Raw genomic sequence first — 23360 nt, 5'->3', positions numbered from 1 at the left:
TGATCACGAGTGGTTTTCAAGCGCCGAGATCGCCGCTCGCCTGTCCAAGTCGCGTCAGAGTTCGTCTATCCGCGCGGCGGATGGACCCGTGCCTTTCACTATGTCAAACATCGGGTTCGGCGCCTGCCTGACAGCCCGGAACGCATCGCGCGTGGCATCGGGGCAGGGGTGTTTGCCTCGTTCACACCTTTCTATGGCTTGCATTTCTTGGTCGCCGCCGTGCTGGCGCGGCTGCTGAACGGCAACATTCTTGCCGCGCTCAGCGGCACGTTCTTTGGCAATCCCCTGACCTATGTGCCGATCGCGGTCATCAGCCTGCAAACCGGGCATTTCCTGCTGGGGACCAAGTTCCGCAAAGACGATACCGATGGGTTGATGGGGAAATTTGCGGATGCGATGGGCGATCTCAAGGACAATTGCATCGCCATGTTTACCCATCGCGAGGCGGACTGGCACGGGCTTAGCCGGTTCTATGACGATGTGTTCTTTCCTTATATGATCGGCGGGGTCATTCCAGGCATCGTGGCCGGAGTGATCTGCGCCTATCTTAGCCTGCCGCTTATCCGTACTTATCAGCAACGCCGCCGCGCCAGAATCAAAGCGAAGTTTGAACAAATCAAACGCCTTGCTCAGGCAGAGGCTGACGTTCCCCCGACAAAACCACTAGGCTCGACCTCAGGGACAATGAAGGATTCGAAAGATGTCTGACAACCGTTTGCGTCTGGGCGTGAATATCGACCACGTAGCCACCGTGCGGAATGCGCGCGGCGGGGCCTATCCCGACCCACTACGCGCCGCCCGGATCGCGGAAGAGGCCGGGGCCGACGGCATCACAGCACATCTGCGCGAAGATCGCCGCCACATCTCGGACGCCGATATCGACGGGTTGATGGAGATCCTGTCGGTGCCGCTGAACTTCGAGATGGCCGCAACCGACGAGATGCAGAAAATCGCCCTGCGCCACAAGCCGCACGCCGTCTGCATCGTTCCCGAAAAGCGCGAGGAACGCACAACCGAGGGCGGGTTAGAAGTCGCGCGCGAGGAAAACAAGCTGGCCCATTTCATTGCGCCCTTGCGCGATGTGGGCTGCCGCGTGTCGATCTTCATCGCCGCCGACCAGCGCCAGATCGACGCCGCCCACCGCATCGGGGCTGAGGTGATCGAACTGCACACCGGTGCCTATTGCGATTTCCACGCCGAAGGCAAACTGGACGACGCCGCGCGCGAACTGGAAGCCCTGCGCGAGATGTCCGCCTATGCCCATTCGCTGGGTCTTGAAGTTCATGCGGGTCACGGGCTGACTTACGACACCGTGCAACCGGTGGCGGCCTTCCCTGAAGTGCGAGAGCTGAATATCGGCCACTTCCTGATCGGCGAGGCGATATTCCGGGGCCTCACCCCTGCGGTTCACGAAATGCGCCGCCTGATGGACGAGGCGCGGGCATGATCACACCCGGCTTTGTGGCGATCTGGTTTGCATGGCTCATGGCCGGGGGCTCTCCGGGCCCTGCCACCATGGGCATCGCCGGAACCGCCATGAACGAAGGCCGCACCGCCGGTCTGGCCTTTGCGCTGGGCATCTGCGCCGGGTCCGCCGCGTGGGGCATCGCCGCCGCACTGGGGCTGTCGGCGATCATGCTGGCCAATGTCTGGGTGTTCGAGGTGATCCGCTATATCGGCGTCGCTTATCTGGGCTGGCTGGCGCTCAAGGCGCTACGTCGCGCGCTGACTTCGGATGAGGTCGCGCTGGGCAATCCGGTCACCGGCTCATTGGGCACGATATTTGCCAAGGGTGCAGCGATCCACCTGACCAACCCCAAGGCGATCCTCAGCTGGGGCTCGATCTACGCCATCGTTGCGCCAAATGACGCCAGCCTTGCTATGCTGCTGGGTTACTTCGCCATGCTCTATGCGGGTTCACTGCTGATCTTCATCGGCTACGCCTTCTTGTTTTCGTCTGCGCGCATGGTCAACGCCTATCGCCGCGCCCGCCGCTGGTTTGATTTTGCCTTCGCGGGTTTCTTTGGCGTGGCCAGCTACAAGATTCTCACGGTGCGCCTGTCATGACCTCTGAGGTGCAAGGATGATCCGACATTGCGTGATGCTGCGACTCAAGCCCGATCACGACACCGCAGAGCTTGCAGCTGTGATGGATGGGCTGGGCGCGGTCGCAGACCGTTTGTCGGGCTGCGGTGGCTTCATCCACGGCCCCAACCGCGATTTTGAGGCAAAATCCCCAAGCTATCCCTACGGCTTCACACTGGATTTCGCGGCTCAGGCCGACCTACAGCGCTATGCCAGTGACGAAACCCACCAGCAACTTGGCGCACGGCTTGTCGCGCTGTGCGTGGATGGGGCCGAGGGCGTCTTGGTGTTCGATCTGGAAACGCCCGACGCGGCTGACCAATAGAGACGAGGGAATGTCATGAAAGCAATCACCTATCGCGGATTTGGTGCGGCGGCGGATGTCCTTGAGTTGGTCGATCTGCCCACGCCCAACCCCGGCCCAGGCGACGTTCTTGTCCGGGTCCATGCCAGCGGCATCAACCCCTCAGACGTCAAGCTGCGCGGCGGCGCGCGCCCTGGTGCTGTGATGCAATACCCGATGGTTGTTCCCCACTCGGACGGGGCCGGAGTGATTGAGGCCGTAGGCGAAGGGGTCGATCCCGCGCGCGTTGGCGAACGTGTCTGGATCTGGAACGGCCAATGGCAACGCGCTTTTGGCACTGGGGCCGAATACATTGCGCTACCCTCCGAACAGGCCGTATTCCTTCCAGATACGACCGGCTTCGCCGAGGGCGCGTGTTTTGGTATCCCAGCCTTGACTGCATGGTACGCGCTCTATTGTGACGGACCGATCACTGACCAGACCGTGCTTGTGACCGGCGGCGCAGGCACGGTCGGACGCTACGCCTGCCAGATGGCCGCACTGGGCGGCGCACGCGTTATCACAACGGTCAGTTCAGATGAAAAAGCCGCCCATTCCGGCGCGTCCGAATGGATCAACTACCGCACGCAAGACGTGGCCGAGGCGGCGATGGACATGACCAACGGCGTAGGCATAGACCGCATTGTCGAGGTTGATTTCGCAGCCAACCAACCCGCTTCCCTTTCTATGATCCGCCCCGGTGGCACCATCGCCAGCTATGCCTCGGCTTCGCAAATGAAGCCCGAACTGGATTTCTATGGCTTCATGTTCAAGAACATCCGCCTGCATATGCTGATCGTCTACCAACTCGACGCCGCGGCCCGCCGTCGCGGCGAGGCGCAGTTGGGCCAGTGGCTGGAACAAGGCGCACTGTCCCACGCCGTCGTCCCTGGCGGAGGGCTGATGGATGCGGCAAATGCACACGCAATGGTCGAGGCGGGGCAAAAGCTCGGGACCGTTGTGTTGGAGGTCTGACATGATCCTCGGCATCGGCACCGACCTCGCAAATATTGATCGCATTCAGGGCACGCTCGACCGGTTCGGCGACCGCTTCCGTAACCGTGTCTTCACTGAAACCGAACAGCGCAAGGCTGAGCGTCGCGCCGATACTGCGGGCACCTACGCCAAACGCTGGGCCGCGAAAGAGGCGTGCTCGAAGGCGTTAGGCACCGGCCTGCGGATGGGGATCGCGTGGAAAGACATGGCGGTGACCAACCTGCGCACCGGCCAGCCCGTCATGCATGTCACCGGTTGGGCCGCCGAGCGTCTGAAAGAAATGACTCCCGAAGGGCACGAGGCGATCATCCACGTCACCCTGACCGATGATCACCCCTGGGCGCAGGCCTTTGTGGTGATCGAGGCCCGCCCGCTTCAAGAAGCGCCCGCGCAGCCTTGACTTGCCTCCACCCGACACGCATGTAGCACCCCAACCACGCATAGACTGGAGAGAGCAGTATGGCCGAGGAAGCCAAATCCGGAAACGCCGTCTGGGAGACGATTAAAACCATCGTCTACGCCCTGCTGATCGCGGGCGTTTTCCGCACGCTGTTCTTTCAGCCGTTCTGGATTCCCTCCGGGTCGATGAAGCAGACGCTGCTGATCGGAGATTTCCTCTTCGTCAACAAGATGGCCTATGGCTATTCATATGCGTCCTGCCCCAGCCTGATCATCCCCAGCGTCGGCCTGAACATCGATGCCGAGGATGTGTGCGGCTGGATGCAGGGTGATGACAATTCCCGTCTGCTGGGTGGCGAGCCTGAGCGCGGGGATGTCATCGTCTTCCGCCACCCGGTCACGGGTCGTGACTATATCAAGCGCCTGATCGGCATGCCGGGTGACCGCATCCAGATCCGTCAGGGTCAGATCATCCTGAACGACACACCTGTGCTGCAGCAGCCCGACGGTGTGTTCACCGAAGTTGCTGAACCGCAAGGCCCGCAAGGCCTGCGCCCACGCTGTTCAAACGGCCCGGTCGGGATTGGTGGTGTTTGCGAAAAGACCCGCCTGATCGAGACCCTGCCAAATGGCGTGTCCTACGACGTGCTGAACATCGGCAATCAGGGCTCCGACAATACCGGGGTCTATACCGTACCCGAGGGCCACTATTTCTTCATGGGCGACAACCGCGACAACTCGGCCGACAGCCGCTTACCGCAATCCGCTGGTGGCGTGGGCTATGTACCTTACGAAAACCTGATCGGTCGCGCCGACAGGATCATGTTCTCCTCCGCTGGCCGGTCCATGCTGTTCTTCTGGACATGGCGCGGTGACCGCTTCTTCAAGGCGGTCAATTGAAGCTATCGGCTGAGATAAGGGCGTTCCAGCAGCGCTTGGGGTATGAGTTTTCCGACCCTGAACTGCTGGTGCGTGCGCTGACCCACGGCTCGGTGTCCTCTGCCACGCGCCCCGACAATCAGCGTCTTGAATTTTTGGGCGACCGCGTCCTGGGCCTCGTCATGGCCACTGCTTTGCTTGAGGCCGACAAGAAAGCTTCCGAAGGCCAACTGGCCCCCCGTTTCAACGCGCTGGTGCGCAAGGAAGCCTGCGCCGATGTGGCCCGCCAGATTGATCTGGGTGCGGTGCTGAAACTGGGCCGGTCCGAGATGCTGTCCGGAGGTCGTCGCAAGCAGGCCTTGCTGGGCGACGCGATGGAGGCGGTCATCGCGGCCATCTACCGCGACGCAGGATTCGAGGCTGCCCGAGACGTGATCCTCGCCCTCTGGGGCGATCGCATCCACAAGGTCGAGGCCGACGCCCGCGATGCAAAAACCGCCCTGCAGGAATGGGCACAGGCCCGCGGCCAGAAACCACCCAGCTATGTCGAGGTCAAACGCACCGGCCCTGACCATGCTCCGATCTTCACGATCGCCGCTCGTCTGCAGAATGGTACCGAAGCTCAGGCCACCGCAGGCTCCAAGCGACAGGCCGAACAGGCAGCGGCAAAGGCGTTGTTGGAACAGTTGTCTTGATCCGTTTTGCGGCCAGATCATGAAGATCAGACCCGCCCAGAAATCCGATGCCGCCAGCCTCGCCGCCTTGTCGATTGAGGTCTGGATCGGAACCTATCTAAAGCGTGGTGTGAACGCCTTCTTTGCCGAATTCGCACTGTCCGAATTCACAACCGCCCGGTTCGAAGCCATATTGGACGACGGCCAAGATCTCTTGATGGTTTCTGAAAACGAAGACGGGATCGACGGCTATATTCGGCTTGCGGAAAGTCGCATCGCACCTGTGGACGGGCTTTCTGACCTAGAAATCGTGACGTTCTATGTCCAGCACCGCCATCAAGGTAAAGGCATCGGCTCAGCGCTGCTCGACATCGCGATTGACCACATGCGTGAAAAAGGGCGCCCGTCGATTTGGCTGACAACCAATTCCGAGAACACGCCCGCAATCGACTTCTATCTAGCCAAAGGGTTCCGGCAGGTCGGAGGCACAGATTTTCGGATCGGGGACCAAGCCTATCCGAACCAAGTTCTGGCGTTGAACACTACAACCTGATCGCGCGATCAAGCCCGGCCAATGCCTGCACCGGCCGACCGGGCAGCGTCGCCCTATGGGCCTCAGACTGGCCTTCGCTCACTGATATCCGCAATGCGACAAATCCCTCTGGCCCGTCCGCGCATTCTGCTATAGGGGTGCGCACTTGCAAACAGGATCGCAGGACACATGAGCACACGCGCCGGATTTATCGCCCTGATCGGAGAGCCCAACGCAGGCAAATCCACCCTTCTGAACCGCATGGTCGGAGCCAAGGTCTCGATCGTGACGCATAAGGTGCAAACCACCCGTGCTCGTATCCGTGGCGTGGCGATGGAGGGCGATGCGCAACTGGTCTTTGTGGACACGCCGGGCCTCTTCAAACCGCGCCGCCGTCTGGACCGTGCCATGGTAGCCGCCGCTTGGGGCGGGGCTGCAGATGCGGATGTGGTCGTGCTGATGATCGAGGCGCATCGCGGTATCACCGAAGGTGTCGAACGCATCCTCGAAGGCCTGGAAGAGATCGGACAGGGCCGCACCATCGCACTTGCGATCAACAAGATCGACAAGGTGCCCTCGGAAAAGCTGCTGGCGCTGACCAGTGACCTGAATGCGCGTTATCCCTTTGCCGAGACCTTCATGATCTCGGCCGAAAAAGGCCACGGTGTCGACGACCTGCGCAAATGGCTGGCCTCGGAACTGCCTGAGGGCCCGTGGCTCTATCCAGAAGACCAGATTGCGGATCTGCCTCTGCGCATGATCGCGGCTGAGATGACGCGCGAGAAACTGACCCTGCGCCTGCATCAGGAACTGCCCTACCAGCTGACCGTCGAGACCGAGAACTGGGAAGAGCGCAAGGACGGCTCGGCCAAGATCGATCAGGTCATCTATGTCATGCGTGATGGCCACAAAGGGATTGTGCTGGGCAAACGTGGTGAGACCATAAAGGCCGTCAGTCAAGCGGCGCGTGCCGAGCTGGAAGAGTTTTTGGACCGCAAGATTCACCTGTTCTTGCAGGTGAAAGTCCGGCCCAACTGGCTGGAGGAGTCCGAGCGCTACTCGGAAATGGGTCTGGATTTCAAAGACGGCAACGCATGACCCGGGCCAAGAATTTTCGTCGAAAATTCTCAACCCCTACGGAAAGGTCAGAACCATGACCCGGCTGACGGCTGAATTCTGGGTGCATGCCTATCTGGCGCGGCTGCGGTTTCAGGAAATACCGGCTTTTGTTGTAGCGCATGGGGATGACACCGCAGGGGCGGTGCTTATCAAACTCAACACACTCAACGGGCGGGCCGCAGCCTTTCAGCGCAGTTTTGATTTGATGAGCGGCGAGCGCAAATGGGTGGAGCTCTCATCCGGCGAAGAGGCAGACGTAGATGCCGCCATCACCCGCCAACGCAGTTTTGACCCCGACCTTTGGGTGATCGAAGTGGAAGACCGCCAAGGCAGGCACCTGCTGGGTGAAGAAGGTCTGGACTAACCCGCGCCAAATGATCTTGGACGTGCGGCGCAAAGCGACTATTTTGCTTTGCAACCGGCTGAATGAAACGGCCCAATCTTCCGGGGGCCGCAGGAACAGGAGGGGGTTGAGTGGCTGAAACGCTTGCCCAGAAACTGGAAAACTCAAATCTCGGTCACTGGATGCAGCGGTTCGAGGGGTTCATGGTCTTCATCGGCGTCGTTGGCCCCTTCGCCACGCTTCCACAACTGATCAAGCTTTATTTCACCCACTCCGAACATGCGACCGGACAGTCGCTGCTGTCCTGGTCTCTGTATGCTGGGCTGTCGTTTTTGTGGTTCGCCTATGGGCTGGTGGTGGGCAAGTTGCCCATCTATGTGGGCAACGGTATCTCAATGGTGCTGAACCTGCTGATGGTTATCGGCATTCTGATTCACGCAGGTATGACGTTCTAGGGCGCGCGATCAGCCTGCATCGCTAAAATAGACAAAGCTCATCTTGTTGCCATCAGGATCGCGCGCATAAGCGCCATAGAAGTTCGGGCCATATTGAGGTCGATCTCCGGGATCACCTTCATTTGTTCCGCCATTGGCAAGAGCCTCGGCATGCACCTCGCGAACTTCCGCTTCACTTTCGCAAAGCAAGCCAACCATGTTGCCGTTTCCAACCGTCGCGGCCTCTTTGTCAAAGGGCGTCGCGACCCACATGGACCCACCGCCCCGCAGCTCGTAACAAACAGCGTGGGGCATATATTCAGCAATAACCTTGCCGCCGATTTTGGGCACAACCGCATCGTAAAAGCTTCGCGCTTTGACGACATCATTTGAACCGATCATGACATAGTTAAGTGACATTTCTTAAATTCCTCCGTGCAGAACATAAAGTGAACACTATTGCGTGAACAGATGTCACGCAACGTGTTTTTGGTGTTCCACAGGGTCAACCTAACGCGTTTCCATCTTGAACCTGCAACGGCCATAAGATTTCCTGCGTATATATCTGGTGACCTGACGAGGCCAAACTTGGACTGGCGTGATCACGGCATTCTTCTGACTTCTCGCCGTCATGGTGAGACAGCGGCGATCATCGAGGTCTTTACCGAAGCCCATGGTCGTCACGCCGGAATTGTGCGCGGTGGCACCAGCCGCAAGATCGCCCCGATCCTGCAACCCGGCGCGCAACTGGACGTGCTTTGGCGCGCGCGGCTCGAAGAACATCTTGGCACCTTTCAGGTCGAACCCCTGCGTTCGCGCGCTGCAGCGGCGTTTTCAGGGCGGCTGGCGCTCGCCGGATTAAATGCGGTGGTGGCGCTGCTGTCCTTTTGCCTGCCCGAACGCGAGCCTCATCCGGCGATCTATCAGCAAACAGAACAGTTGATGGACCTGCTGGGTCAGGATGAGGTCTGGCCACTGGCCTATCTGCGCTGGGAACTGGCGCTGCTGGAAGAGCTGGGCTTTGGCTTGGATCTTTCGGCCTGCGCAGTGACAGGGGCGACCGAGGGGTTGGTCTATGTCTCTCCGAAAACCGGCCGCGCGGTCAGTGCGGCGGGGGCAGGGGACTGGGCCGATAAGCTGCTGCCTTTGCCCCCCTGCCTGCGCGGCGAAGGCGCGGCTCCGGATACCGAGATTGCTGAAGCCTTGCGCACGACCGGGTATTTTCTGGAAAACCATCTGGCTCCGTCGCTGGGTCATACGCCTTTGCCGGACGCACGCGCGCGATTTGTGGCGCAGTTTACTCGGCGGCTTTGAACACCATCTCGTGCCCGTCTTCATTGCGCAGGATCAGCACATCGCCGGACACCTCGGACTGGGTCATCGCCATCAGTGCGGCGAAATAAAACCCCTCGGCTTCAAGCCCGGCGCAAGCCGCGCGGGTGGCGGCAAGATCGGTGATCTCAAACCACGGGTAGGGTGCATTCAGTGTACCTGAATAGGTGTTGCACGGGGCATTGCCCTCAATCCGACCCTCTTCGGGGAATCGCAAAAGGGCGCTGGCCTCAAAAGGCTGCCCGTCGATCTCTTGCAAAGCCCATGTCTGATCCGCTGCGCCATAGGCGGCGACAGTCTCATCCTTGTCGCATTGGAACAGGGTTAAAAGGGGCAGGAACAAGGCCATACGTAACATCGCAATATCCTGTCAGTAGGGGTTCACACCGCTGATTAACTCTTCGCGCACTTCAAGGCGGGGGCGCCAGTTGTATTTGGTGTCCTCGCGCACCTGATCCCAATAAAGCACCCCGCTGTTGCGCCACGGGTCAAGGATGATGCCTTCATACATTGAATCTCCCTTAGCGCTGATCAGAGCCGAATGGTGGATGATCCGGAACGCAGTTGGAGGCGACGTGGCCCAGTGCAGGTCCAGCGTGCGAAAGTTCTCTTGCTTCAAACGCGTGGTCATGGCCTGCGCCCAATCATTGCACAGACCTTTTTCGCGAAATCCGTTGATGACCTTTGCGTTGTGGATGATGGCTGGATCGGTGACGTTCCAGTCCTGTTTCAGTTGATTGGAATAGGCAAAAGATATCTCGGCTGCACGCCGCGCCTCGGCAGGGTCAACCTTGGGGTCAAGCTGCTGGATCGCTTGTGCCAACTGGTCCACATCATCGGGCCCGGTGTTTGGTGCCATGGCGCATCCGGCAAGGGCCATGCAGGTGGCCAAAACTGCGATGATGATCTTCACGCTCGATTCTCCTCTGGCCAGCTTGGGCGCTGGGTTTGGTTGACGCCCTTTACCCGATTTCTGCGCTCGATCCGAGGGGGAAGTTTCGCCCATTAAGCCCTGAAACCGAGTTGTACAACTCGGAAGAAATAGGCCTGAAGGTCCGTACAACACGGAAGAAAAAGAAAACCCGGCGCAAGGCCGGGTTCAGTTGGGGAAACCGCGTCGCTTCGGGCGTCAGCCCAGCAATCGACGCGCGATGACTTGCGCCTGTATTTCTGCGGCGCCTTCAAAGATATTTAGGATGCGCGCGTCACAAAGCACGCGGCTAATTTTGTATTCCAGAGCGAAGCCGTTTCCGCCATGAATCTGCAGCCCGTTATCCGCCGCAGCCCAAGCAACTCGAGCGCCCAGCAGCTTGGCCATCCCGGCCTCAAGGTCGCAACGTTGACCGTGATCTTTTTCCCAAGCAGAATAATAAGTTAGCTGTCGCGCGATCATGATCTCGACCGCCATCATCGCCAGCTTGCCCGAGACGCGAGGGAAATTGATCAGAGATTTGCCGAACTGCTTGCGGTCTTGTGCATATTGCATGGCAATGTCCAAAGCACTCTGCGCTACGCCGATGGCGCGGGCAGCCGTTTGGATGCGGGCAGACTCGAAGGTTTCCATTAACTGCTTGAAACCTTTGCCTTCTTCGCCGCCCAGCAGGTTTTCGCCCTTCACTTCGAAGCCGTCAAATCCCAGCTCGTATTCCTTCATGCCACGATAACCCAACACCTCAATCTCACCACCAGTCATGCCGGGCGTGGGGAAGGGGTTCTCGTCGGTTCCAGGTGTCTTTTCAGCCAGGAACATGGACAGCCCACGGTGATCGGTACTGTCGGGATTAGTCCGCGCCAACAAGGTCATCACATGGGTGCGCGCCGCGTGCGTGATCCATGTTTTATTTCCTGTTATCTTATAGTTACCATCTTCACCCTTGACGGCCCGCGTGCGCAGGCTGCCCAAATCCGATCCGGTATTGGGTTCAGTGAAAACAGCGGTTGGCAGGATCTCGGCGCTGGCCAGTTTTGGCAGCCAGTTGGCCTTTTGTTCATCCGTACCGCCCGCGATGATCAGTTCTGCGGCGATTTCGGACCGTGTGCCCAGAGAACCCACACCGATGTACCCGCGCGAAAGCTCTTCCGAGACCACACACATTGAGGCTTTGGATAGGCCGAACCCGCCGAATTCTTCGGGGATGGTCAGACCGAACACGCCCATCTCGGCCAGTTCCTCGATAATCTCGATTGGGATCAGTTCGTCCTTCAGGTGCCATTCGTGGGCATTAGGCTCAACCTTTTCAACGGCATAGCGGCGAAACTGGTCTCGGATCATCTCCAGTTCTTCGTCCAGACCAGACGCACCAAACATGGTGGCACCGGACTGGTCCTGCATCAACTCAACCAGACGCGTGCGCGCGGCCTGAGAGTTGGCTTGCGCCATCAGTGTCTGCACTTCGCTGCATTGGAATCCCGACAGAGCATCCCAGCCAAGGCCAAGATCCTGCAAACGTACAACCTCGCCCTGGTTCATCGGAATACCACCGGCGATCTGATGCAAGTATTCCCCAAAGGCGATCTGATGCAACAGCTGCTCCATCTCGCCGAATTTTCCCTCGGCCTGAAGCGCCTCGGCCCAGCGCTGCATCTGCTGCAGCGACTGGTGGTATGTGGCCAGCCAAGCCAGCCCATGCGCGGCTGTCTGATTGGCCTCGATCAGTGCGCCCGATATTCGCCCTTCGCTAGTCACCTGCGCGCGAACCGATTCGACCGCCTTATCGAACACCGCTTGAACGCCGGGCAGGGCGGCTGCGCTGAGTGTTAGAAGATCGGGCAAAACCGCTGGCTGCGTCATGTTCGTCACATCCTGTCCGTCATGGGCCATGAATCACGTCCTCTGCTGGGTTGTCTTGTCATATCATGCTGCACATGCAGCGCAACAAAAATACGCAAATCATCCATAAAAAGTTCAAAAATTGCTTAGTGACTTTTGCAGTGCAGAAATTTTTTGGACTGGTATGAAGGGTCGATGGGACTGTTTTCACTTATGTCGCCGCAGGATTTCTGTCTGGCTTTGGTCGTTGCCTTCGTCGCGGGCTGGGTCAAAGGCATGGTCGGTTTTGCCATGCCAATGGTGCTTGTTTCTGGTCTTAGCATGATGCTGCCACCTGAGCTGGCGCTGGCAGGTCTAATCTTGCCCACGCTGGTGACCAATGGGGTGCAGGCCTTGCGGGAAGGTTTACCTGCGGCGGTGGCGTCAGTTCGAAAGTTCAAGGTATTTCTGAGCGTTGGACTGGTCTGTCTATTGGCCAGCGCGCAGCTGATCAACATCCTGTCGCCCAAGGCATTTCTGCTGATCTTAGGCGCACCAGTTTCGTTCTTTGCTCTGATGCAACTACTGGGGCTGAAACTGACGCTGCAAGCGCCCTCAATGCGGGTTGAGGCTATGGTGGGTGCGGTGGCCGGTGCTGTCGGCGGCATCTCGGGCGTGTGGGGACCACCAACCGTGGCCTATCTGACAGCCTTGAATACACCGAAGAAGGATCAGATGCGGGTGCAGGGCGTGATATACGGTCTGGGCGCTGTGGCGCTTATTGTGGCGCATCTGGGTTCGGGTATTCTAAGGACTGACACAGCGGTGTTCTCAGCGCTGCTGATTATCCCTGCCTTGCTGGGAATGCGCGGCGGTCAGTTTCTGCAGGATCGTATCGATCAGGCGCAGTTCCGCAAACTCACTCTGCTTGTACTGCTGATTGCAGGGCTGAACCTGCTGCGCAGGGGTCTTTTGGGTTAATTGCGTCTTTCAGCAAACCGAAAGGCGAAATAGAGGCCCAACATTAGGAAGAAAAGACCTGAGATATCACCGATCAGATAGGCGATATATTCGGCCGTTGCGCTGCCGAAGGCCATGTTGGTGAGAACGGACACCAATACCGATGTGATGATTCCAACGCCCATCACGCACAGCCAGCATGGCTTCCGATCGACGCGCGGAAACAAATCCCAGCCCAACGCCTTGCAGACATAAAAAACCGCTGGAACTGTGGTGACCGCGATAGTGATCGCCAGCAATCTGCTGGGCAGAAGAACATCCCAACCGCCCACAAGAGCAAAGACGATGGCAACGCCGGGCAACAGTGCGAATATCGCCCTCCATCCCAATAACCAGGCCGACAGAACCCGCACGCCGTGCGGCAGGAACAATAAGCTGGCATAGCTGGGGTATGCGGGAAAAAACACGTTCTGAAGCGGCATCAGCACCTGGAATGTTAGGAACGATGCAGCGACATAGGCCAAAGAGGCATAGAATGTTTCAGAGGCCCATCTGCGCACGGGGTCAGCCGATTACAGATCTGGGGTGGCGATCACCTGGGCGCATGAACCAGATACCGTCCGCGATTGGCGCTACCGCTTTGCGACAGATAACCCTTTTGAACCAGAGACTTCAGCGCGCGGAAAAATGTCGGGCGAGATACGCTTTTGACCAGCGTGTGTTCGATCAGACCAAAGGTGCGTACTTCGCGATCATCTTTCGACAGTTCTTCGGCGGCATAGTAGATGTCGCGCTCAACCGGTGAGAGTTCTTCCAGCCCAAGAGTGCGCTCCATGCTTTGCATCAATTTGCGCAGTTCGGTGAGTTTTGAGATTTCAGTCATTACTTGCCTATAGTTTCCGTGACGGACCGAGGCAGTTCGAAAGGCTGACCTTTGGAACACATCACGCCGACACCCATCCCCGTGTAGAAATAATCATTACCTTGTTGAACGGCCCGAGACATGATGTGAGTAAGATAGCCCGGATCGCCCGATGTTCAAATTTAACAGAAGCCGCTGCCAAAGGACGCCGGGCTTCGAAGCGTCTTGGGTAAATTGCGATAGCGCATGTTGCACGTTATCGCAATGAACTTGTCTGTGTGCACACAAGGTGCCGAAGCGTAAGCTTTGGTGGGTCAGGGGCCATGATGGCCCCTGAATTCGATCACCCGATCGCGACAGCTTTGATGTCTTCGTCGATGAAGGGCAGGTACTGCTCGAAGTTCTCCGCGAACATGTGCACCAGCTTTTCCGCCTGTCTGTCGAACGCTTCCTGATCGTCCCAGGTGCGGCGCGGATCCAGCAAGACCTCGGGCACACCAGGGACAGAGACCGGCACATCGAAGCCGAAATTGGCATCCTTGCGGAATTCCGCATCGGTCAGTGATCCTTCCAGCGCAGCCGTCAGCAGCGCGCGGGTGGCCTTGATTGGCATGCGACTGCCCACGCCGTAGGCACCTCCAGTCCAGCCGGTGTTGACCAACCAGCAGGTCGCGCCATGCTGAGCAATCTTATCGCGTAGAAGGTTGCCATAAGCCTCGGGGCGGCGTGGCATAAAGGGCGCGCCAAAGCAGGTCGAGAAGGTGGGCTGCGGTTCGGTCACGCCACGTTCGGTCCCGGCGACCTTCGAGGTAAAGCCGGAAAGGAAGTGATACATCGCCTGTGCAGGCGTCAACCGCGCGATCGGAGGCAAAACGCCGAACGCATCGCAGGTCAACATGATAATGTTCTTAGGGTGCCCACCCAATGCAGTTTTCGACGCGTTGGAGATGTATTCCAACGGGTAGGCGCAGCGCATATTCGCAGTCAGCGAGTCGTCGTTGAAATCCAGCTCTTTGGTTTCGGGATCAAAAACCATGTTCTCGATCACGGTGCCAAATTTCGAGGTGGTGGCGTAGATTTCTGGCTCGGCTTCGGCATTCAGGTTGATGGTCTTGGCATAGCAACCACCTTCAAAGTTGAAGGTGCCTCGATCCGACCAACCGTGTTCGTCATCACCGATCAAGGTGCGCGACGGGTCGGCAGACAGGGTGGTCTTGCCGGTGCCGGACAGGCCGAAGAATACGGCGGTGTCGACCGGGTTGCCAACCGCGTGGTTAGCCGAGCAGTGCATCGGCATCACGCCTTTTTCGGGCAGCATATAGTTCAGCAGGGTGAAGACGGACTTCTTGTTCTCGCCTGCGTATTCGGTGCCGCCGATCAGGATCAGCTTGCGGTCAAAGTTCAGTGCAATCACCGTTTCGCTGCGGCAGCCATGCTTTTTGGGGTCCGCCTGGAAGCTGGGACAGTTGATGATGGTAAAGTCAGCCGTGAAATCATCCAGATCCTCACGATCCGGGCGGCGCAGCAGGTGGCGGATGAACAGGTTGTGCCACGCCAGCTCGGTTACCATGCGCACATTGATCGAGTAGCTGGGATCAGCCCCGCCCACGAGGTCCTGCACGAAGTAGTCGCGGCCTTTCATATGGGTCAGCATATCTTCATAGAGCGCGTCAAAACCTTCAGGGCTCATGGCGGCGTTGTTTTCCCACCAGATGCTGTCGGCAACACTGTCTGTCTTGACAACATGCTTGTCCTTGGGCGAGCGGCCAGTAAATTTGCCGGTGGTGACCAGAAAGGCGCCGCCATTGCCAAGGGTGCCTTCGCCGCGCTTCAGCGCTTCTTCGATCAGCGCCGGTTCCATGAAGTTGTAATAGACATTGCCCAGACCCTCGATGCCCTGATCTTCGAGGCGGAATTGCGGGTTAACCCGTCCAGATGTCATGTGTGTCTTCTCCTGTGGCGGCGCGAGGGCCTTGGGCCGGGTGCACCATTGGGGCGGATACCGGAAAGAGCCGGCGGTCAAGCGCCTCTTATCACGGTATTTTGGGACATGAACAGGAGGGTTGGGGGTAGTTAGCGCAACCAAGTTAAGGTTTAGCGCCATCACGAATTGTGTGCCGCAAATCAAGGCAGCTATTTGGGCGCAGCAAGGCAAATTTGCCGCATACCTGCCGCAAGAATGGCACGATTCGAGGTTACGAGTTGATTCGGTGGCTCAAAACCGCCAACAATGCCTTACAAAAAAGCGTATTATTGCGCGAGTGAGCAGGAATAGGGGTGAACCCGATGTCAAAGATTGCACTGGTGGACGACGACAGAAATATCCTGACGTCTGTGTCCATGACACTCGAAGCCGAAGGGTTTGAGGTCGAAACATACAACGATGGTCAGGCTGCGCTGGACGCTTTCAACAAAAAGCTGCCAGACATGGCCGTACTGGATATCAAGATGCCGCGGATGGACGGCATGGATCTGCTGCAAAGGCTGCGGCAGAAAACCCAGATGCCCGTGATTTTTCTGACCTCCAAAGATGACGAGATTGACGAGGTTCTGGGTCTGCGCATGGGTGCAGATGACTACGTCAAAAAACCATTCTCTCAGCGGCTGCTGGTCGAACGGATTCGCGCCTTGTTGCGCCGTCAGGAAGCGGTCGATGGCGATGTGACCAACGCGGCCTCGGGCGATACAAAAGTGATGGAGCGGGGCGAGCTGCGGATGGACCCGCTGCGCCACGCAGTCAGCTGGAAAGGCAATGATGTCTCGCTGACAGTTACCGAGTTTCTGCTGCTGCAGGCCTTGGCGCAACGTCCGGGCTTTGTCAAAAGCCGCGATCAGCTGATGGATGTCGCTTATGATGATCAGGTCTACGTGGATGACCGCACCATTGACAGTCATATCAAGCGACTGCGTAAGAAGATGCGCGCAGCCGATCCCGAGTTTTCGGCGATAGAAACGCTGTACGGTATCGGGTATCGTTATAACGAAGAATAGGCGCGGCCGTTTTATCAAGCCGAAGGGGTCTCGTGCGCGATACTGAACAAGCCAACCAAGTGCACGACGCAGACGTCGTTCTTGGGGATGACTGGGTCATCCCCCAAGACCCTGATGCTGCCGAGCTACAGGCCAAGCGTTCGCGACGAAACCTGTTTTCTATGCGCTATTCGCCCCTGGCGCGCAGGATCATCACCTTCAACCTCATTGCCCTTGTCATTTTGGTGGCAGGGCTGCTGTATCTGGACGACACGCGAAAAGAACGGGTTCAACAAACCGCGCAGAACCTGGTCGGTGATGCGCAACTTGTCAGCAACGTTTTTGAAACCCAGCTGCGTCAACCCTCTGCCAATGGTGCAGGCACATTGGATGTCCGTGATACGCTAGCGGGTCTCAGCTTGCCCGAAGGCGGCGAGGTTTTTGTTTATGACGGCACGGGCACTCTGATCGGTTGGACACGCGGGGCGTCCATGGCCGACAAATTGCCCAGCCTTTTGCATCAGGACGCCGATAGCGCCACTGGAAGCACTTTGATCAGCGACGCATTGAATGCGGTTTGGAATGGTGTGTCTGCGGTCTTTAGCGGTTCTTCCGAAAGCGAGGCTCCGACGCTGGCGCAACGGGTGCAGGAAATGATCCCGCAGGCGCTGAACGGCGGATTGCAAGTACAGGCCGTGCACGACGATAAAGGCAAGACGGTGATTGTCGCCGTGGCCCCGATCCTATTGGACGATACGCCTGTGGGTGCCGTTGCTATGGCCGGCCCGGCGGGCGAGATCGATGCGCTGGCCCGCAAGGAGCAAGAGCGGATCCTGCAGATGTTTGTGGTGGCACTGCTGGTCTCGATCGGTCTGAGCCTCGTTTTGGCCTCAACGATTGCCAATCCTCTTGCTGATCTGGCCGCCGCTGCCGAGATGGGCAAGGACCGCGGAGCCGGAGTGAACCCCGGACGTATCCGCATCCCGGATCTCAGTGCGCGTCCGGATGAAATCGGCCGCCTGAGCCAGGCTTTGCGCGGGATGGTCACGGCGCTTTATAACCGCATTGACGCGAACGAACAATTTGCGGCCGATGTCGCGCATGAGATCAAGAACCCGTTGGCCAGCCTGCAATCCGCCGTGGGCACTATGCGCATGGTCAAACGCGATGATCAGCGCGAAAAGCTATTGGGCGTGATTGAGCATGATGTGCGGCGATTGGATCGACTGGTCAGCGATATCTCGAACGCATCGCGGCTGGACGCGGAACTGGTGAAAGAAGAAGAGCAGCCCTTTGACCTGCTCAATCTGCTTGGCAATATCAGTCAGTTTCTGGGTGAAGATGCCCGTTCGAAAGGCATCGAATATATCACAGACCTTCCCTCGGACCCCATCGTGGTCAACGGGCTCGAGGCGCGTCTGGCGCAGGTCTTTGTCAACCTGATCACCAATGCGATTTCGTTCTGCGAGGACAAAGACGCGATCCGGGTCTGGGTCCGCCGTCGTGACAACCGTGTGCTCGTGGTGGTTGAAGACACCGGTCCCGGCATTCCTGATCAGGCGCTGACCAAGATCTTCAAGCGTTTCTACTCCGAACGCCCCGAAGAGCATTTCGGCAACAATTCGGGCCTTGGATTGGCGATTTCGAAACAAATCGTCGAGGCGCATGGTGGTGTGATCTGGGCAGAAAACATCCGTCCAACCGAGGCCGATATCACCTCGGACCCGCTAGGTGCGCGGTTTGTTGTCGGGCTTCCCGTCTAGGTTATGAGGACCACCCCACTTTCTGAGATAGCGGATCAAGGGTCGGCCTGCATTCATGGGACCTGTGTTGCGGTTCAGGAAAAAGGCTTATTGATCATTGGCGCCTCGGGTACTGGCAAATCTTCTTTGGCGCTACAGATGATGGCGCTTGGGGCGCAGCTTGTCGCTGATGACCGGGTCGAATTGACCGGACAGGCCGATCACGTGATGGCAGCTGGACTTCCGCAGATCCGCGGCCTGATTGAAGCGCGCGGCATCGGGTTGCTGCGAGCTGAAGCCGCGAGGCCGGTCCGATTGGCATTTGTTGTGGATATGGACCAAGCCGAGCCTGCGCGGCTGCCTGAACCCACTGAAATTCTTGTGCTGAAGCAAACTGTTCCCTTGCTTCGGGGGGCTGGCGTGCCCAATTTGGCTGCAGGACTTATTCAACTTGTGAAAATGGGGCGCGTAGCCCCGGAATGGCCGAATACATGACAGCACAACAGCGCGTCGTTCTGATAACAGGTCCTTCCGGTGCAGGGCGATCGACCGCAATTCATGTGCTTGAAGATCTGGGGTTCGAGGCGATTGACAACCTGCCGATGGGGTTGCTGGCTCGCCTCGTCGACAATTCGGAGCCTGCGCGCCCAATGGCTTTGGGTATCGACGCGCGCAACCGCGATTTTTCAACCACCGGGTTTATCGAACTTGCCGCCAAACTGGGCCGGATGGAGAATGTCGACCTGACGATCCTCTATCTGGATTGCAGTGACGAGGTGCTGCTGCGTCGCTTCTCGGAAACCCGCCGCCGTCACCCGGTTGCGACTGATGCCAGCCCGGAAACCGGCATTTGTCAGGAGAAGGAACTATTGGCCCCAATTCGCGAGTTTGCCGACACGCTGATCGACACCAGCGCGTTGAATGTGCATCAGCTGCGGGAAGAGGTCGAACGCTGGTTCGCCCCAAAGGGCGGGCGGCATCTGGCGGTGTCGATCGAATCCTTCTCGTACAAGCGGGGCTTGCCGCGCGGTTTGGACATGGTGTTCGATTGCCGGTTTCTGGCCAATCCATACTGGCGGCCTGAACTGCGGGATGCGGATGGTCGAAACGCGGATGTGGCGGCCTATGTTCAATCAGATGCAAACTATGGCGTCTTCTTTGACCGGGTGGTCGACCTGCTGATCGAACTGCTTCCGGCCTTCCGTGAGGAAGGCAAAGCGCACCTTTCAGTTGCATTTGGGTGCACCGGAGGGCAGCACCGCTCGGTCGCGGTGGCTGAAGCAGTTGCAAAGGCCCTTGCAGAAGGGGGGCAGCAGGTGGCAATTAGGCATCGCGAAATGGAACGACGCGCGTTGAATGTGAGGCCGGAGTGATCGGGATCGTTATTGTTGCACATGGTGGGTTGGCTCAGGAGTATCTTGCGGCCACGCAGCATGTGGTTGGAAAGCAACCCGGACTGGTGGCCATCCCGATAGAAGCCGACCATGATCGCGAAGCGAAACAAGTTGAAATCTGCCGCGCGGCGGACGAGGTCGATATGGGCGATGGCGTCGTTGTGGTGACCGATCTGTTCGGCGGCAGCCCCTCGAATCTGAGTCTGCGCGCATGTGCGCCACAAGACCGGCGAATCCTTTACGGGGCCAACCTTCCCATGCTGATCAAACTGGCCAAAAGTCGCCACTTGCCGCTGGCCGAGGCCGTGCGTTTGGCTTTGGAAGCTGGACGAAAGTACATCAATGCGCAAAATGTGACATTGGATTGACACCGGATAAATTCATATGACGACCAAGAGTTTGAAAATTATCAATGAAAAGGGCCTTCACGCCCGCGCTTCTGCCAAGCTGGTCGAGGTGGTCGAAGGCTTTGATGCGCGCGCCGAGGTGTCACGAGACGGGCTTTCTGCCTCGGGCGACAGTATCATGGGCCTTTTGATGTTGGCAGCGTCGCGCGGAAGCACTATTGACGTCGAGACGTCCGGCCCGGATGCTGAGGCGTTGGCAGAGGCTTTGGAAACATTGGTGAACGATAAGTTCGGCGAAGGGTTCTGACAGCCACGACACCAAGGACGGAAAGACAAGGCAATTGGCGGAAACCACGCACGATACCAAGACAGGTCCTGTAGTGGATCACGACACCGATCAGGGTGAAATCTACGACCGCAGAACCCTGACCTACGCCAACTCGTTTGACGATGCCTGGACGTCTACGGCCATTCGCGCCATCGAATGGTGCACAGGCAAGCTGACCATCTTGCGCATGGTCAACAAGTTCGAGAAGCAGAACGAACGCTATCGAGGTCAGAAGTTCTGGGGCGGTGCGCTCAAGACCATGGGTATCGAGCTGACAACCCCAGCCGAACAGATCTCCCGCATCCCAAAAGAAGGCCCCGTAGTGGTCGTCGCGAACCATCCGCACGGCATGGTTGATGGCATGATCTTCGCTGAACTCATCGGCCGGGTCCGCAGTGACTATCGCATCCTGACCCGCTCAGTCCTGACTGGGTTGGATGAAGCTGCGACCTCATTCATGATCCCGGTGCCGTTCCCGCATGATCCTGAAGCGCAGGCCAAGATGCTCGAGATGCGCAGCAAGACGATGAAACATCTGGCAGATGGGGGCGTTGTCGCGTTATTCCCGTCAGGTGTTGTGATGTCTTCGGATGATTGGTTCGGACCAGCCATCGAGCGGGAGTGGAATGTCTTCACCGCGAAGATGATCCGTAGGTCGGGCGCCAAGGTCGTGCCGATCTTCTTCCCCGGCAGCAACTCGCGCTGGTATCAAATCGCCAACCGGATATCGCCCATCCTGCGCCAGGGCCTACTGCTGCACGAAATCGTCCGATCCTGTAACAGGCCCCAGTCGCCGGTGATCGGTGACCCGATTTCGGATAAAGACATGGACCTGCTGGAACGCGACCCCCGCGGTTTCATGGCATGGCTCCGTGATCACACCATGGCGCTGGGCAAGACGCTCAAATCCTGATCCGCCCCTTCATCTGGCCATAAATATCTCGGGAGTGAATTGAGCCAAAGGCTCAAGAGAGGGCTGGCCCTCTCAGATTCTACCGTGTGGGTACCGGAACCTCGCCTCGGTAATCATAAAACCCACGTTCCGTCTTGCGCCCCAGCCATCCGGCTTCGACATATTTCGTCAATAGCGGGCAGGGGCGATACTTGGTGTCTGCCAGCCCGTCATGCAGCACGTTCATGATCGCCAGACAGGTATCCAAGCCGATGAAGTCCGCCAGTTCCAATGGGCCCATAGGGTGGTTTGCGCCCAGTTTCATCGATTGGTCAATGGACTGCACATTCCCGACACCTTCATACAATGTGTAAACCGCCTCATTGATCATGGGCATCAGAATGCGATTCACGATAAAGGCCGGAAAATCTTCGGCGCTGGCTGAGGTTTTGCCAAGCCGGTCCACTACGGCTTTACAGGAGTTAAAGGTTGCTTCATCGGTGGCGATGCCCCGGATCAACTCGACGAGCTGCATCACAGGGACCGGGTTCATGAAGTGGAATCCCATGAAACGTTCGGGCCGGTCGGTGCGGCTGGCCAGCCGGGTAATTGAGATCGACGAAGTGTTCGATGTCAGGATCGTATGTGGCTGTAGGTGCGGCAACAGGTCTTCAAAGATTGCCTGTTTCACCGTTTCCCGCTCGGTCGCGGCTTCGATTACAAGATCGGTCTGCCCCAAATCCGGCAGATTCAGCGTCGTCGTGATCCGACCCAACGCGGATTTCACTGCATCATCCGAGATTTTGCCGCGCGACGCTTGACGCGCCAGGTTGGTTTCAATGGTTGCCATAGCGCTGTTTAGCGCGTCCTGGCTGACATCGTTCAGTAGAACATCATACTCTGCCAATGCCATAACATGAGCAATCCCGTTGCCCATCTGTCCAGCGCCGATCACTCCGACTGATTTTACGTCCATTTGTTCGATGCCCTTGTTCGCAGAATATGGCGACATTATCGGCAGTTCCCTATGGGCGGCAAGGGGACGGGGACAGTCAATTTCGCTTCAAATGCGCGCATTAGGACTTTCTCAAGACTTGCGGCGGCAAAATGGCGGTCGGGTGAATATTTGGGTGAGTGTGATGAGCTATCAATCGATCAATGCGGTCCATTCCGCGGAAACGACGTGCGAATATGAAAATTCGAAACTACGTTTCAGGGGCCCCCAAAGGGCGTTGAACAACCCCTATGTGGCATGTTTGGGGGGCGAAGAGACCTTTGGCCGTTTCGTAGAAACCCCCTTTCCCAATGAGTTGGAACGTCGTCTGGATCGCCGCTGCCTCAATCTGGGCAGCCTGTTCTGCGGTGCCGAGGCGTTGACGCAGGACAAAGGGCTACTGGAGATCGCAAACCGGTCTGATATATGCGTCCTGCAGTTACCCGGCATGCTGGGGCTATCGAACCGATTCTACCGGGTGCACCCACGACGCAATGACCGTTTCGTTGCGCCAAATGCCGATCTGGTTGCTCTGTATCCCGAAGAAGATTTTACGGATGTCCATTTTGTACAGCACTTGCTGAACCGCCTGTCGGCACGCTCGGATGCCCGAATTGAACTTGTGGAACAAGAGTTGCGCAATGTCTGGATCGAAAAGCTCGGCAAGTTTCTTGCAGAAGTAGGCCCGCCCGTCCTGCTTTTGCATTTGCAAGTAGAGAGAAGCGATTTGGATTCGACACCGGGTGTCGGCTTTGCAATCAACCCCGAGATGATTGAGCCTTTGGGGCCCCATTGTACGGATATTTTGTCCTTGCAGGTTCAGGTGTCCGGCGTATCCGATGAGCTTGAAGACATGTTGTTTGGCACCCTGCAACAACCGATTGCCGAGCATATGATCGGCCCAGCCACACATCGCAATATCGCTGGCTCACTTGCCCAAGTGATCAACGACCTGGGCGTATAAACAGCAAAGGCCCGCCAGTGGC

General features: G+C 58.0%; 30 protein-coding genes. 22 read left to right on the top strand and 8 right to left on the bottom strand.

Features of this window, described 5'->3' with window-relative positions:
- Nucleotides 1–9: 9 nt before the first annotated feature.
- From ACR0JG_RS02670 to ACR0JG_RS02615, 12 genes are all read left to right on the top strand, one after another.
- Nucleotides 10–708, top strand: coding sequence for a DUF2062 domain-containing protein (locus tag ACR0JG_RS02670; protein ID WP_170392618.1), 699 nt, complete (start codon nt 10–12; stop codon nt 706–708).
- Nucleotides 701–1447, top strand: a complete 747-nt coding sequence (locus ACR0JG_RS02665; RefSeq protein WP_170392617.1) for a pyridoxine 5'-phosphate synthase — start codon at nt 701–703, stop codon at nt 1445–1447. Before ACR0JG_RS02670 ends, ACR0JG_RS02665 begins: the two co-directional genes overlap by 8 nt.
- Nucleotides 1444–2067: a LysE family translocator gene (locus tag ACR0JG_RS02660; RefSeq protein WP_170425202.1), complete on the top strand. Its 624-nt coding sequence runs from the start codon at nt 1444–1446 to the stop codon at nt 2065–2067. Before ACR0JG_RS02665 ends, ACR0JG_RS02660 begins: the two co-directional genes overlap by 4 nt.
- Nucleotides 2068–2083: 16 nt before the next feature.
- Entirely contained in the window at nt 2084–2410 is a 327-nt protein-coding gene (locus tag ACR0JG_RS02655; protein WP_170636242.1) for a Dabb family protein, read from the top strand.
- Nucleotides 2411–2425: 15 nt separating this feature from the next.
- A complete protein-coding gene (locus tag ACR0JG_RS02650; protein WP_170625106.1) occupies nt 2426–3403 on the top strand; it encodes an NADPH:quinone reductase in 978 nt (325 codons plus the stop codon).
- A 1-nt stretch (nt 3404) separates the two neighbouring features.
- Nucleotides 3405–3824 (top strand): holo-ACP synthase, encoded by a 420-nt coding sequence (gene acpS / locus ACR0JG_RS02645; RefSeq protein WP_170392613.1) that lies wholly within the window; start codon nt 3405–3407, stop codon nt 3822–3824.
- A gap of 59 nt (nt 3825–3883) precedes the next feature.
- Nucleotides 3884–4723: a signal peptidase I gene (lepB, locus tag ACR0JG_RS02640; RefSeq protein ID WP_480567452.1), complete on the top strand. Its 840-nt coding sequence runs from the start codon at nt 3884–3886 to the stop codon at nt 4721–4723.
- Nucleotides 4720–5397 (top strand): ribonuclease III, encoded by a 678-nt coding sequence (rnc, locus tag ACR0JG_RS02635; protein WP_170402298.1) that lies wholly within the window; start codon nt 4720–4722, stop codon nt 5395–5397. Before lepB ends, rnc begins: the two co-directional genes overlap by 4 nt.
- A 19-nt stretch (nt 5398–5416) precedes the next feature.
- Complete coding sequence (locus tag ACR0JG_RS02630) at nt 5417–5929, top strand: N-acetyltransferase family protein (protein ID WP_480567451.1); 513 nt, start codon at nt 5417–5419, stop codon at nt 5927–5929.
- A 168-nt stretch (nt 5930–6097) separates the two neighbouring features.
- A complete protein-coding gene (gene era, locus ACR0JG_RS02625; RefSeq protein WP_170392609.1) occupies nt 6098–7006 on the top strand; it encodes a GTPase Era in 909 nt (302 codons plus the stop codon).
- A 55-nt stretch (nt 7007–7061) separates the two neighbouring features.
- Nucleotides 7062–7391, top strand: a complete 330-nt coding sequence (locus ACR0JG_RS02620; protein ID WP_170402292.1) for a DUF1491 family protein — start codon at nt 7062–7064, stop codon at nt 7389–7391.
- 110 nt (nt 7392–7501) lie between these two features.
- Nucleotides 7502–7825, top strand: a complete 324-nt coding sequence (locus ACR0JG_RS02615) for a SemiSWEET transporter (RefSeq protein ID WP_170392607.1) — start codon at nt 7502–7504, stop codon at nt 7823–7825.
- 9 nt (nt 7826–7834) lie between these two features.
- Here the strand turns inward: ACR0JG_RS02615 and ACR0JG_RS02610 are convergent, their stop codons facing one another.
- The gene (locus tag ACR0JG_RS02610) at nt 7835–8224 is read right to left on the bottom strand and encodes a VOC family protein (protein ID WP_170402289.1); all 390 of its coding nucleotides are present in this window, start codon (nt 8222–8224) and stop codon (nt 7835–7837) included.
- A gap of 168 nt (nt 8225–8392) precedes the next feature.
- Here ACR0JG_RS02610 and recO point away from each other — a divergent pair, with 168 nt between their 5' ends.
- Complete coding sequence (recO, locus tag ACR0JG_RS02605; RefSeq protein ID WP_170392605.1) at nt 8393–9118, top strand: DNA repair protein RecO; 726 nt, start codon at nt 8393–8395, stop codon at nt 9116–9118.
- Here the strand turns inward: recO and ACR0JG_RS02600 are convergent.
- The 3 genes from ACR0JG_RS02600 to ACR0JG_RS02590 form a co-directional block, all read right to left on the bottom strand.
- Complete coding sequence (locus ACR0JG_RS02600; protein ID WP_170425223.1) at nt 9102–9494, bottom strand: META domain-containing protein; 393 nt, start codon at nt 9492–9494, stop codon at nt 9102–9104. The genes recO and ACR0JG_RS02600 overlap by 17 nt on opposite strands.
- A 12-nt stretch (nt 9495–9506) precedes the next feature.
- Complete coding sequence (locus ACR0JG_RS02595) at nt 9507–10049, bottom strand: hypothetical protein (RefSeq protein WP_480537028.1); 543 nt, start codon at nt 10047–10049, stop codon at nt 9507–9509.
- Between the two features lie 216 nt (nt 10050–10265).
- Nucleotides 10266–11957 (bottom strand): acyl-CoA dehydrogenase family protein, encoded by a 1692-nt coding sequence (locus ACR0JG_RS02590; protein ID WP_170513458.1) that lies wholly within the window; start codon nt 11955–11957, stop codon nt 10266–10268.
- Nucleotides 11958–12101: 144 nt separating this feature from the next.
- On the opposite strand from ACR0JG_RS02590, the gene ACR0JG_RS02585 reads away from it, so the two are divergent.
- Nucleotides 12102–12866, top strand: coding sequence for a sulfite exporter TauE/SafE family protein (locus tag ACR0JG_RS02585; RefSeq protein ID WP_170662871.1), 765 nt, complete (start codon nt 12102–12104; stop codon nt 12864–12866).
- Here the strand turns inward: ACR0JG_RS02585 and ACR0JG_RS02580 are convergent.
- The 3 genes from ACR0JG_RS02580 to ACR0JG_RS02570 form a co-directional block, all read right to left on the bottom strand.
- Nucleotides 12863–13405 (bottom strand): hypothetical protein, encoded by a 543-nt coding sequence (locus ACR0JG_RS02580; RefSeq protein ID WP_255611805.1) that lies wholly within the window; start codon nt 13403–13405, stop codon nt 12863–12865. The genes ACR0JG_RS02585 and ACR0JG_RS02580 overlap by 4 nt on opposite strands.
- A gap of 32 nt (nt 13406–13437) precedes the next feature.
- Nucleotides 13438–13728 (bottom strand): hypothetical protein, encoded by a 291-nt coding sequence (locus ACR0JG_RS02575; RefSeq protein ID WP_170392600.1) that lies wholly within the window; start codon nt 13726–13728, stop codon nt 13438–13440.
- A gap of 322 nt (nt 13729–14050) precedes the next feature.
- Nucleotides 14051–15649: a phosphoenolpyruvate carboxykinase gene (locus tag ACR0JG_RS02570; RefSeq protein WP_170392599.1), complete on the bottom strand. Its 1599-nt coding sequence runs from the start codon at nt 15647–15649 to the stop codon at nt 14051–14053.
- Nucleotides 15650–15993: 344 nt separating this feature from the next.
- Between ACR0JG_RS02570 and ACR0JG_RS02565 the strand changes: the two genes are divergently transcribed.
- From ACR0JG_RS02565 to ACR0JG_RS02535, 7 genes are read left to right on the top strand one after another with little or no spacing between them, the layout of a single operon-like run.
- Nucleotides 15994–16698 (top strand): response regulator transcription factor, encoded by a 705-nt coding sequence (locus tag ACR0JG_RS02565; RefSeq protein ID WP_170392598.1) that lies wholly within the window; start codon nt 15994–15996, stop codon nt 16696–16698.
- Between the two features lie 32 nt (nt 16699–16730).
- The gene (locus tag ACR0JG_RS02560; protein ID WP_170392597.1) at nt 16731–18440 is read left to right on the top strand and encodes a sensor histidine kinase; all 1710 of its coding nucleotides are present in this window, start codon (nt 16731–16733) and stop codon (nt 18438–18440) included.
- A 3-nt stretch (nt 18441–18443) separates the two neighbouring features.
- Complete coding sequence (locus ACR0JG_RS02555; protein ID WP_480567449.1) at nt 18444–18914, top strand: HPr kinase/phosphorylase; 471 nt, start codon at nt 18444–18446, stop codon at nt 18912–18914.
- On the top strand, nt 18899–19792 hold the full coding sequence (rapZ, locus tag ACR0JG_RS02550) for an RNase adapter RapZ (RefSeq protein ID WP_480567447.1): 894 nt from the start codon (nt 18899–18901) through the stop codon (nt 19790–19792). Before ACR0JG_RS02555 ends, rapZ begins: the two co-directional genes overlap by 16 nt.
- The gene (locus tag ACR0JG_RS02545; protein ID WP_170392594.1) at nt 19789–20181 is read left to right on the top strand and encodes a PTS sugar transporter subunit IIA; all 393 of its coding nucleotides are present in this window, start codon (nt 19789–19791) and stop codon (nt 20179–20181) included. The genes rapZ and ACR0JG_RS02545 overlap by 4 nt, the downstream gene beginning before the upstream one ends.
- 16 nt (nt 20182–20197) lie before the next feature.
- Nucleotides 20198–20467: an HPr family phosphocarrier protein gene (locus ACR0JG_RS02540; RefSeq protein ID WP_170392593.1), complete on the top strand. Its 270-nt coding sequence runs from the start codon at nt 20198–20200 to the stop codon at nt 20465–20467.
- 34 nt (nt 20468–20501) lie between these two features.
- Entirely contained in the window at nt 20502–21401 is a 900-nt protein-coding gene (locus ACR0JG_RS02535; protein WP_480567446.1) for a lysophospholipid acyltransferase family protein, read from the top strand.
- 79 nt (nt 21402–21480) lie between these two features.
- On the opposite strand, the gene ACR0JG_RS02530 is transcribed toward ACR0JG_RS02535, so the two are convergent.
- Nucleotides 21481–22356, bottom strand: coding sequence for a 3-hydroxybutyryl-CoA dehydrogenase (locus ACR0JG_RS02530; RefSeq protein WP_170392931.1), 876 nt, complete (start codon nt 22354–22356; stop codon nt 21481–21483).
- A gap of 163 nt (nt 22357–22519) precedes the next feature.
- Between ACR0JG_RS02530 and ACR0JG_RS02525 the strand changes: the two genes are divergently transcribed.
- Nucleotides 22520–23338 (top strand): DUF6473 family protein, encoded by an 819-nt coding sequence (locus ACR0JG_RS02525; protein WP_480567445.1) that lies wholly within the window; start codon nt 22520–22522, stop codon nt 23336–23338.
- The last annotated feature ends 22 nt before the right edge of the window (nt 23339–23360 follow it).

The sequence above is a fragment of the Ruegeria sp. AD5 genome, assembly GCF_056542345.1.
This window is presented reverse-complemented; position numbering and strand designations above follow the sequence as displayed.

What these genes read in the sequence shown, in the direction of transcription:
- rapZ (WP_480567447.1), top strand. Translation starts at nt 18,899, where the DNA reads ATGGCCGAATACATGACAGCACAACAGCGCGTCGTTCTGATAACAGGT.
- ACR0JG_RS02540 (WP_170392593.1), top strand. Translation starts at nt 20,198, where the DNA reads ATGACGACCAAGAGTTTGAAAATTATCAATGAAAAGGGCCTTCACGCC.
- lepB (WP_480567452.1), top strand. Translation starts at nt 3,884, where the DNA reads ATGGCCGAGGAAGCCAAATCCGGAAACGCCGTCTGGGAGACGATTAAA.
- ACR0JG_RS02555 (WP_480567449.1), top strand. Translation starts at nt 18,444, where the DNA reads ATGAGGACCACCCCACTTTCTGAGATAGCGGATCAAGGGTCGGCCTGC.
- ACR0JG_RS02600 (WP_170425223.1), bottom strand. Translation starts at nt 9,494, where the DNA reads ATGTTACGTATGGCCTTGTTCCTGCCCCTTTTAACCCTGTTCCAATGC.
- ACR0JG_RS02660 (WP_170425202.1), top strand. Translation starts at nt 1,444, where the DNA reads ATGATCACACCCGGCTTTGTGGCGATCTGGTTTGCATGGCTCATGGCC.
- ACR0JG_RS02650 (WP_170625106.1), top strand. Translation starts at nt 2,426, where the DNA reads ATGAAAGCAATCACCTATCGCGGATTTGGTGCGGCGGCGGATGTCCTT.
- ACR0JG_RS02530 (WP_170392931.1), bottom strand. Translation starts at nt 22,356, where the DNA reads ATGGACGTAAAATCAGTCGGAGTGATCGGCGCTGGACAGATGGGCAAC.
- acpS (WP_170392613.1), top strand. Translation starts at nt 3,405, where the DNA reads ATGATCCTCGGCATCGGCACCGACCTCGCAAATATTGATCGCATTCAG.
- ACR0JG_RS02570 (WP_170392599.1), bottom strand. Translation starts at nt 15,649, where the DNA reads ATGACATCTGGACGGGTTAACCCGCAATTCCGCCTCGAAGATCAGGGC.
- ACR0JG_RS02620 (WP_170402292.1), top strand. Translation starts at nt 7,062, where the DNA reads ATGACCCGGCTGACGGCTGAATTCTGGGTGCATGCCTATCTGGCGCGG.
- ACR0JG_RS02575 (WP_170392600.1), bottom strand. Translation starts at nt 13,728, where the DNA reads ATGACTGAAATCTCAAAACTCACCGAACTGCGCAAATTGATGCAAAGC.
- ACR0JG_RS02525 (WP_480567445.1), top strand. Translation starts at nt 22,520, where the DNA reads ATGAGCTATCAATCGATCAATGCGGTCCATTCCGCGGAAACGACGTGC.
- ACR0JG_RS02610 (WP_170402289.1), bottom strand. Translation starts at nt 8,224, where the DNA reads ATGTCACTTAACTATGTCATGATCGGTTCAAATGATGTCGTCAAAGCG.
- ACR0JG_RS02590 (WP_170513458.1), bottom strand. Translation starts at nt 11,957, where the DNA reads ATGGCCCATGACGGACAGGATGTGACGAACATGACGCAGCCAGCGGTT.
- ACR0JG_RS02585 (WP_170662871.1), top strand. Translation starts at nt 12,102, where the DNA reads ATGGGACTGTTTTCACTTATGTCGCCGCAGGATTTCTGTCTGGCTTTG.
- ACR0JG_RS02665 (WP_170392617.1), top strand. Translation starts at nt 701, where the DNA reads ATGTCTGACAACCGTTTGCGTCTGGGCGTGAATATCGACCACGTAGCC.
- era (WP_170392609.1), top strand. Translation starts at nt 6,098, where the DNA reads ATGAGCACACGCGCCGGATTTATCGCCCTGATCGGAGAGCCCAACGCA.
- ACR0JG_RS02630 (WP_480567451.1), top strand. Translation starts at nt 5,417, where the DNA reads ATGAAGATCAGACCCGCCCAGAAATCCGATGCCGCCAGCCTCGCCGCC.
- ACR0JG_RS02565 (WP_170392598.1), top strand. Translation starts at nt 15,994, where the DNA reads ATGTCAAAGATTGCACTGGTGGACGACGACAGAAATATCCTGACGTCT.
- ACR0JG_RS02655 (WP_170636242.1), top strand. Translation starts at nt 2,084, where the DNA reads ATGATCCGACATTGCGTGATGCTGCGACTCAAGCCCGATCACGACACC.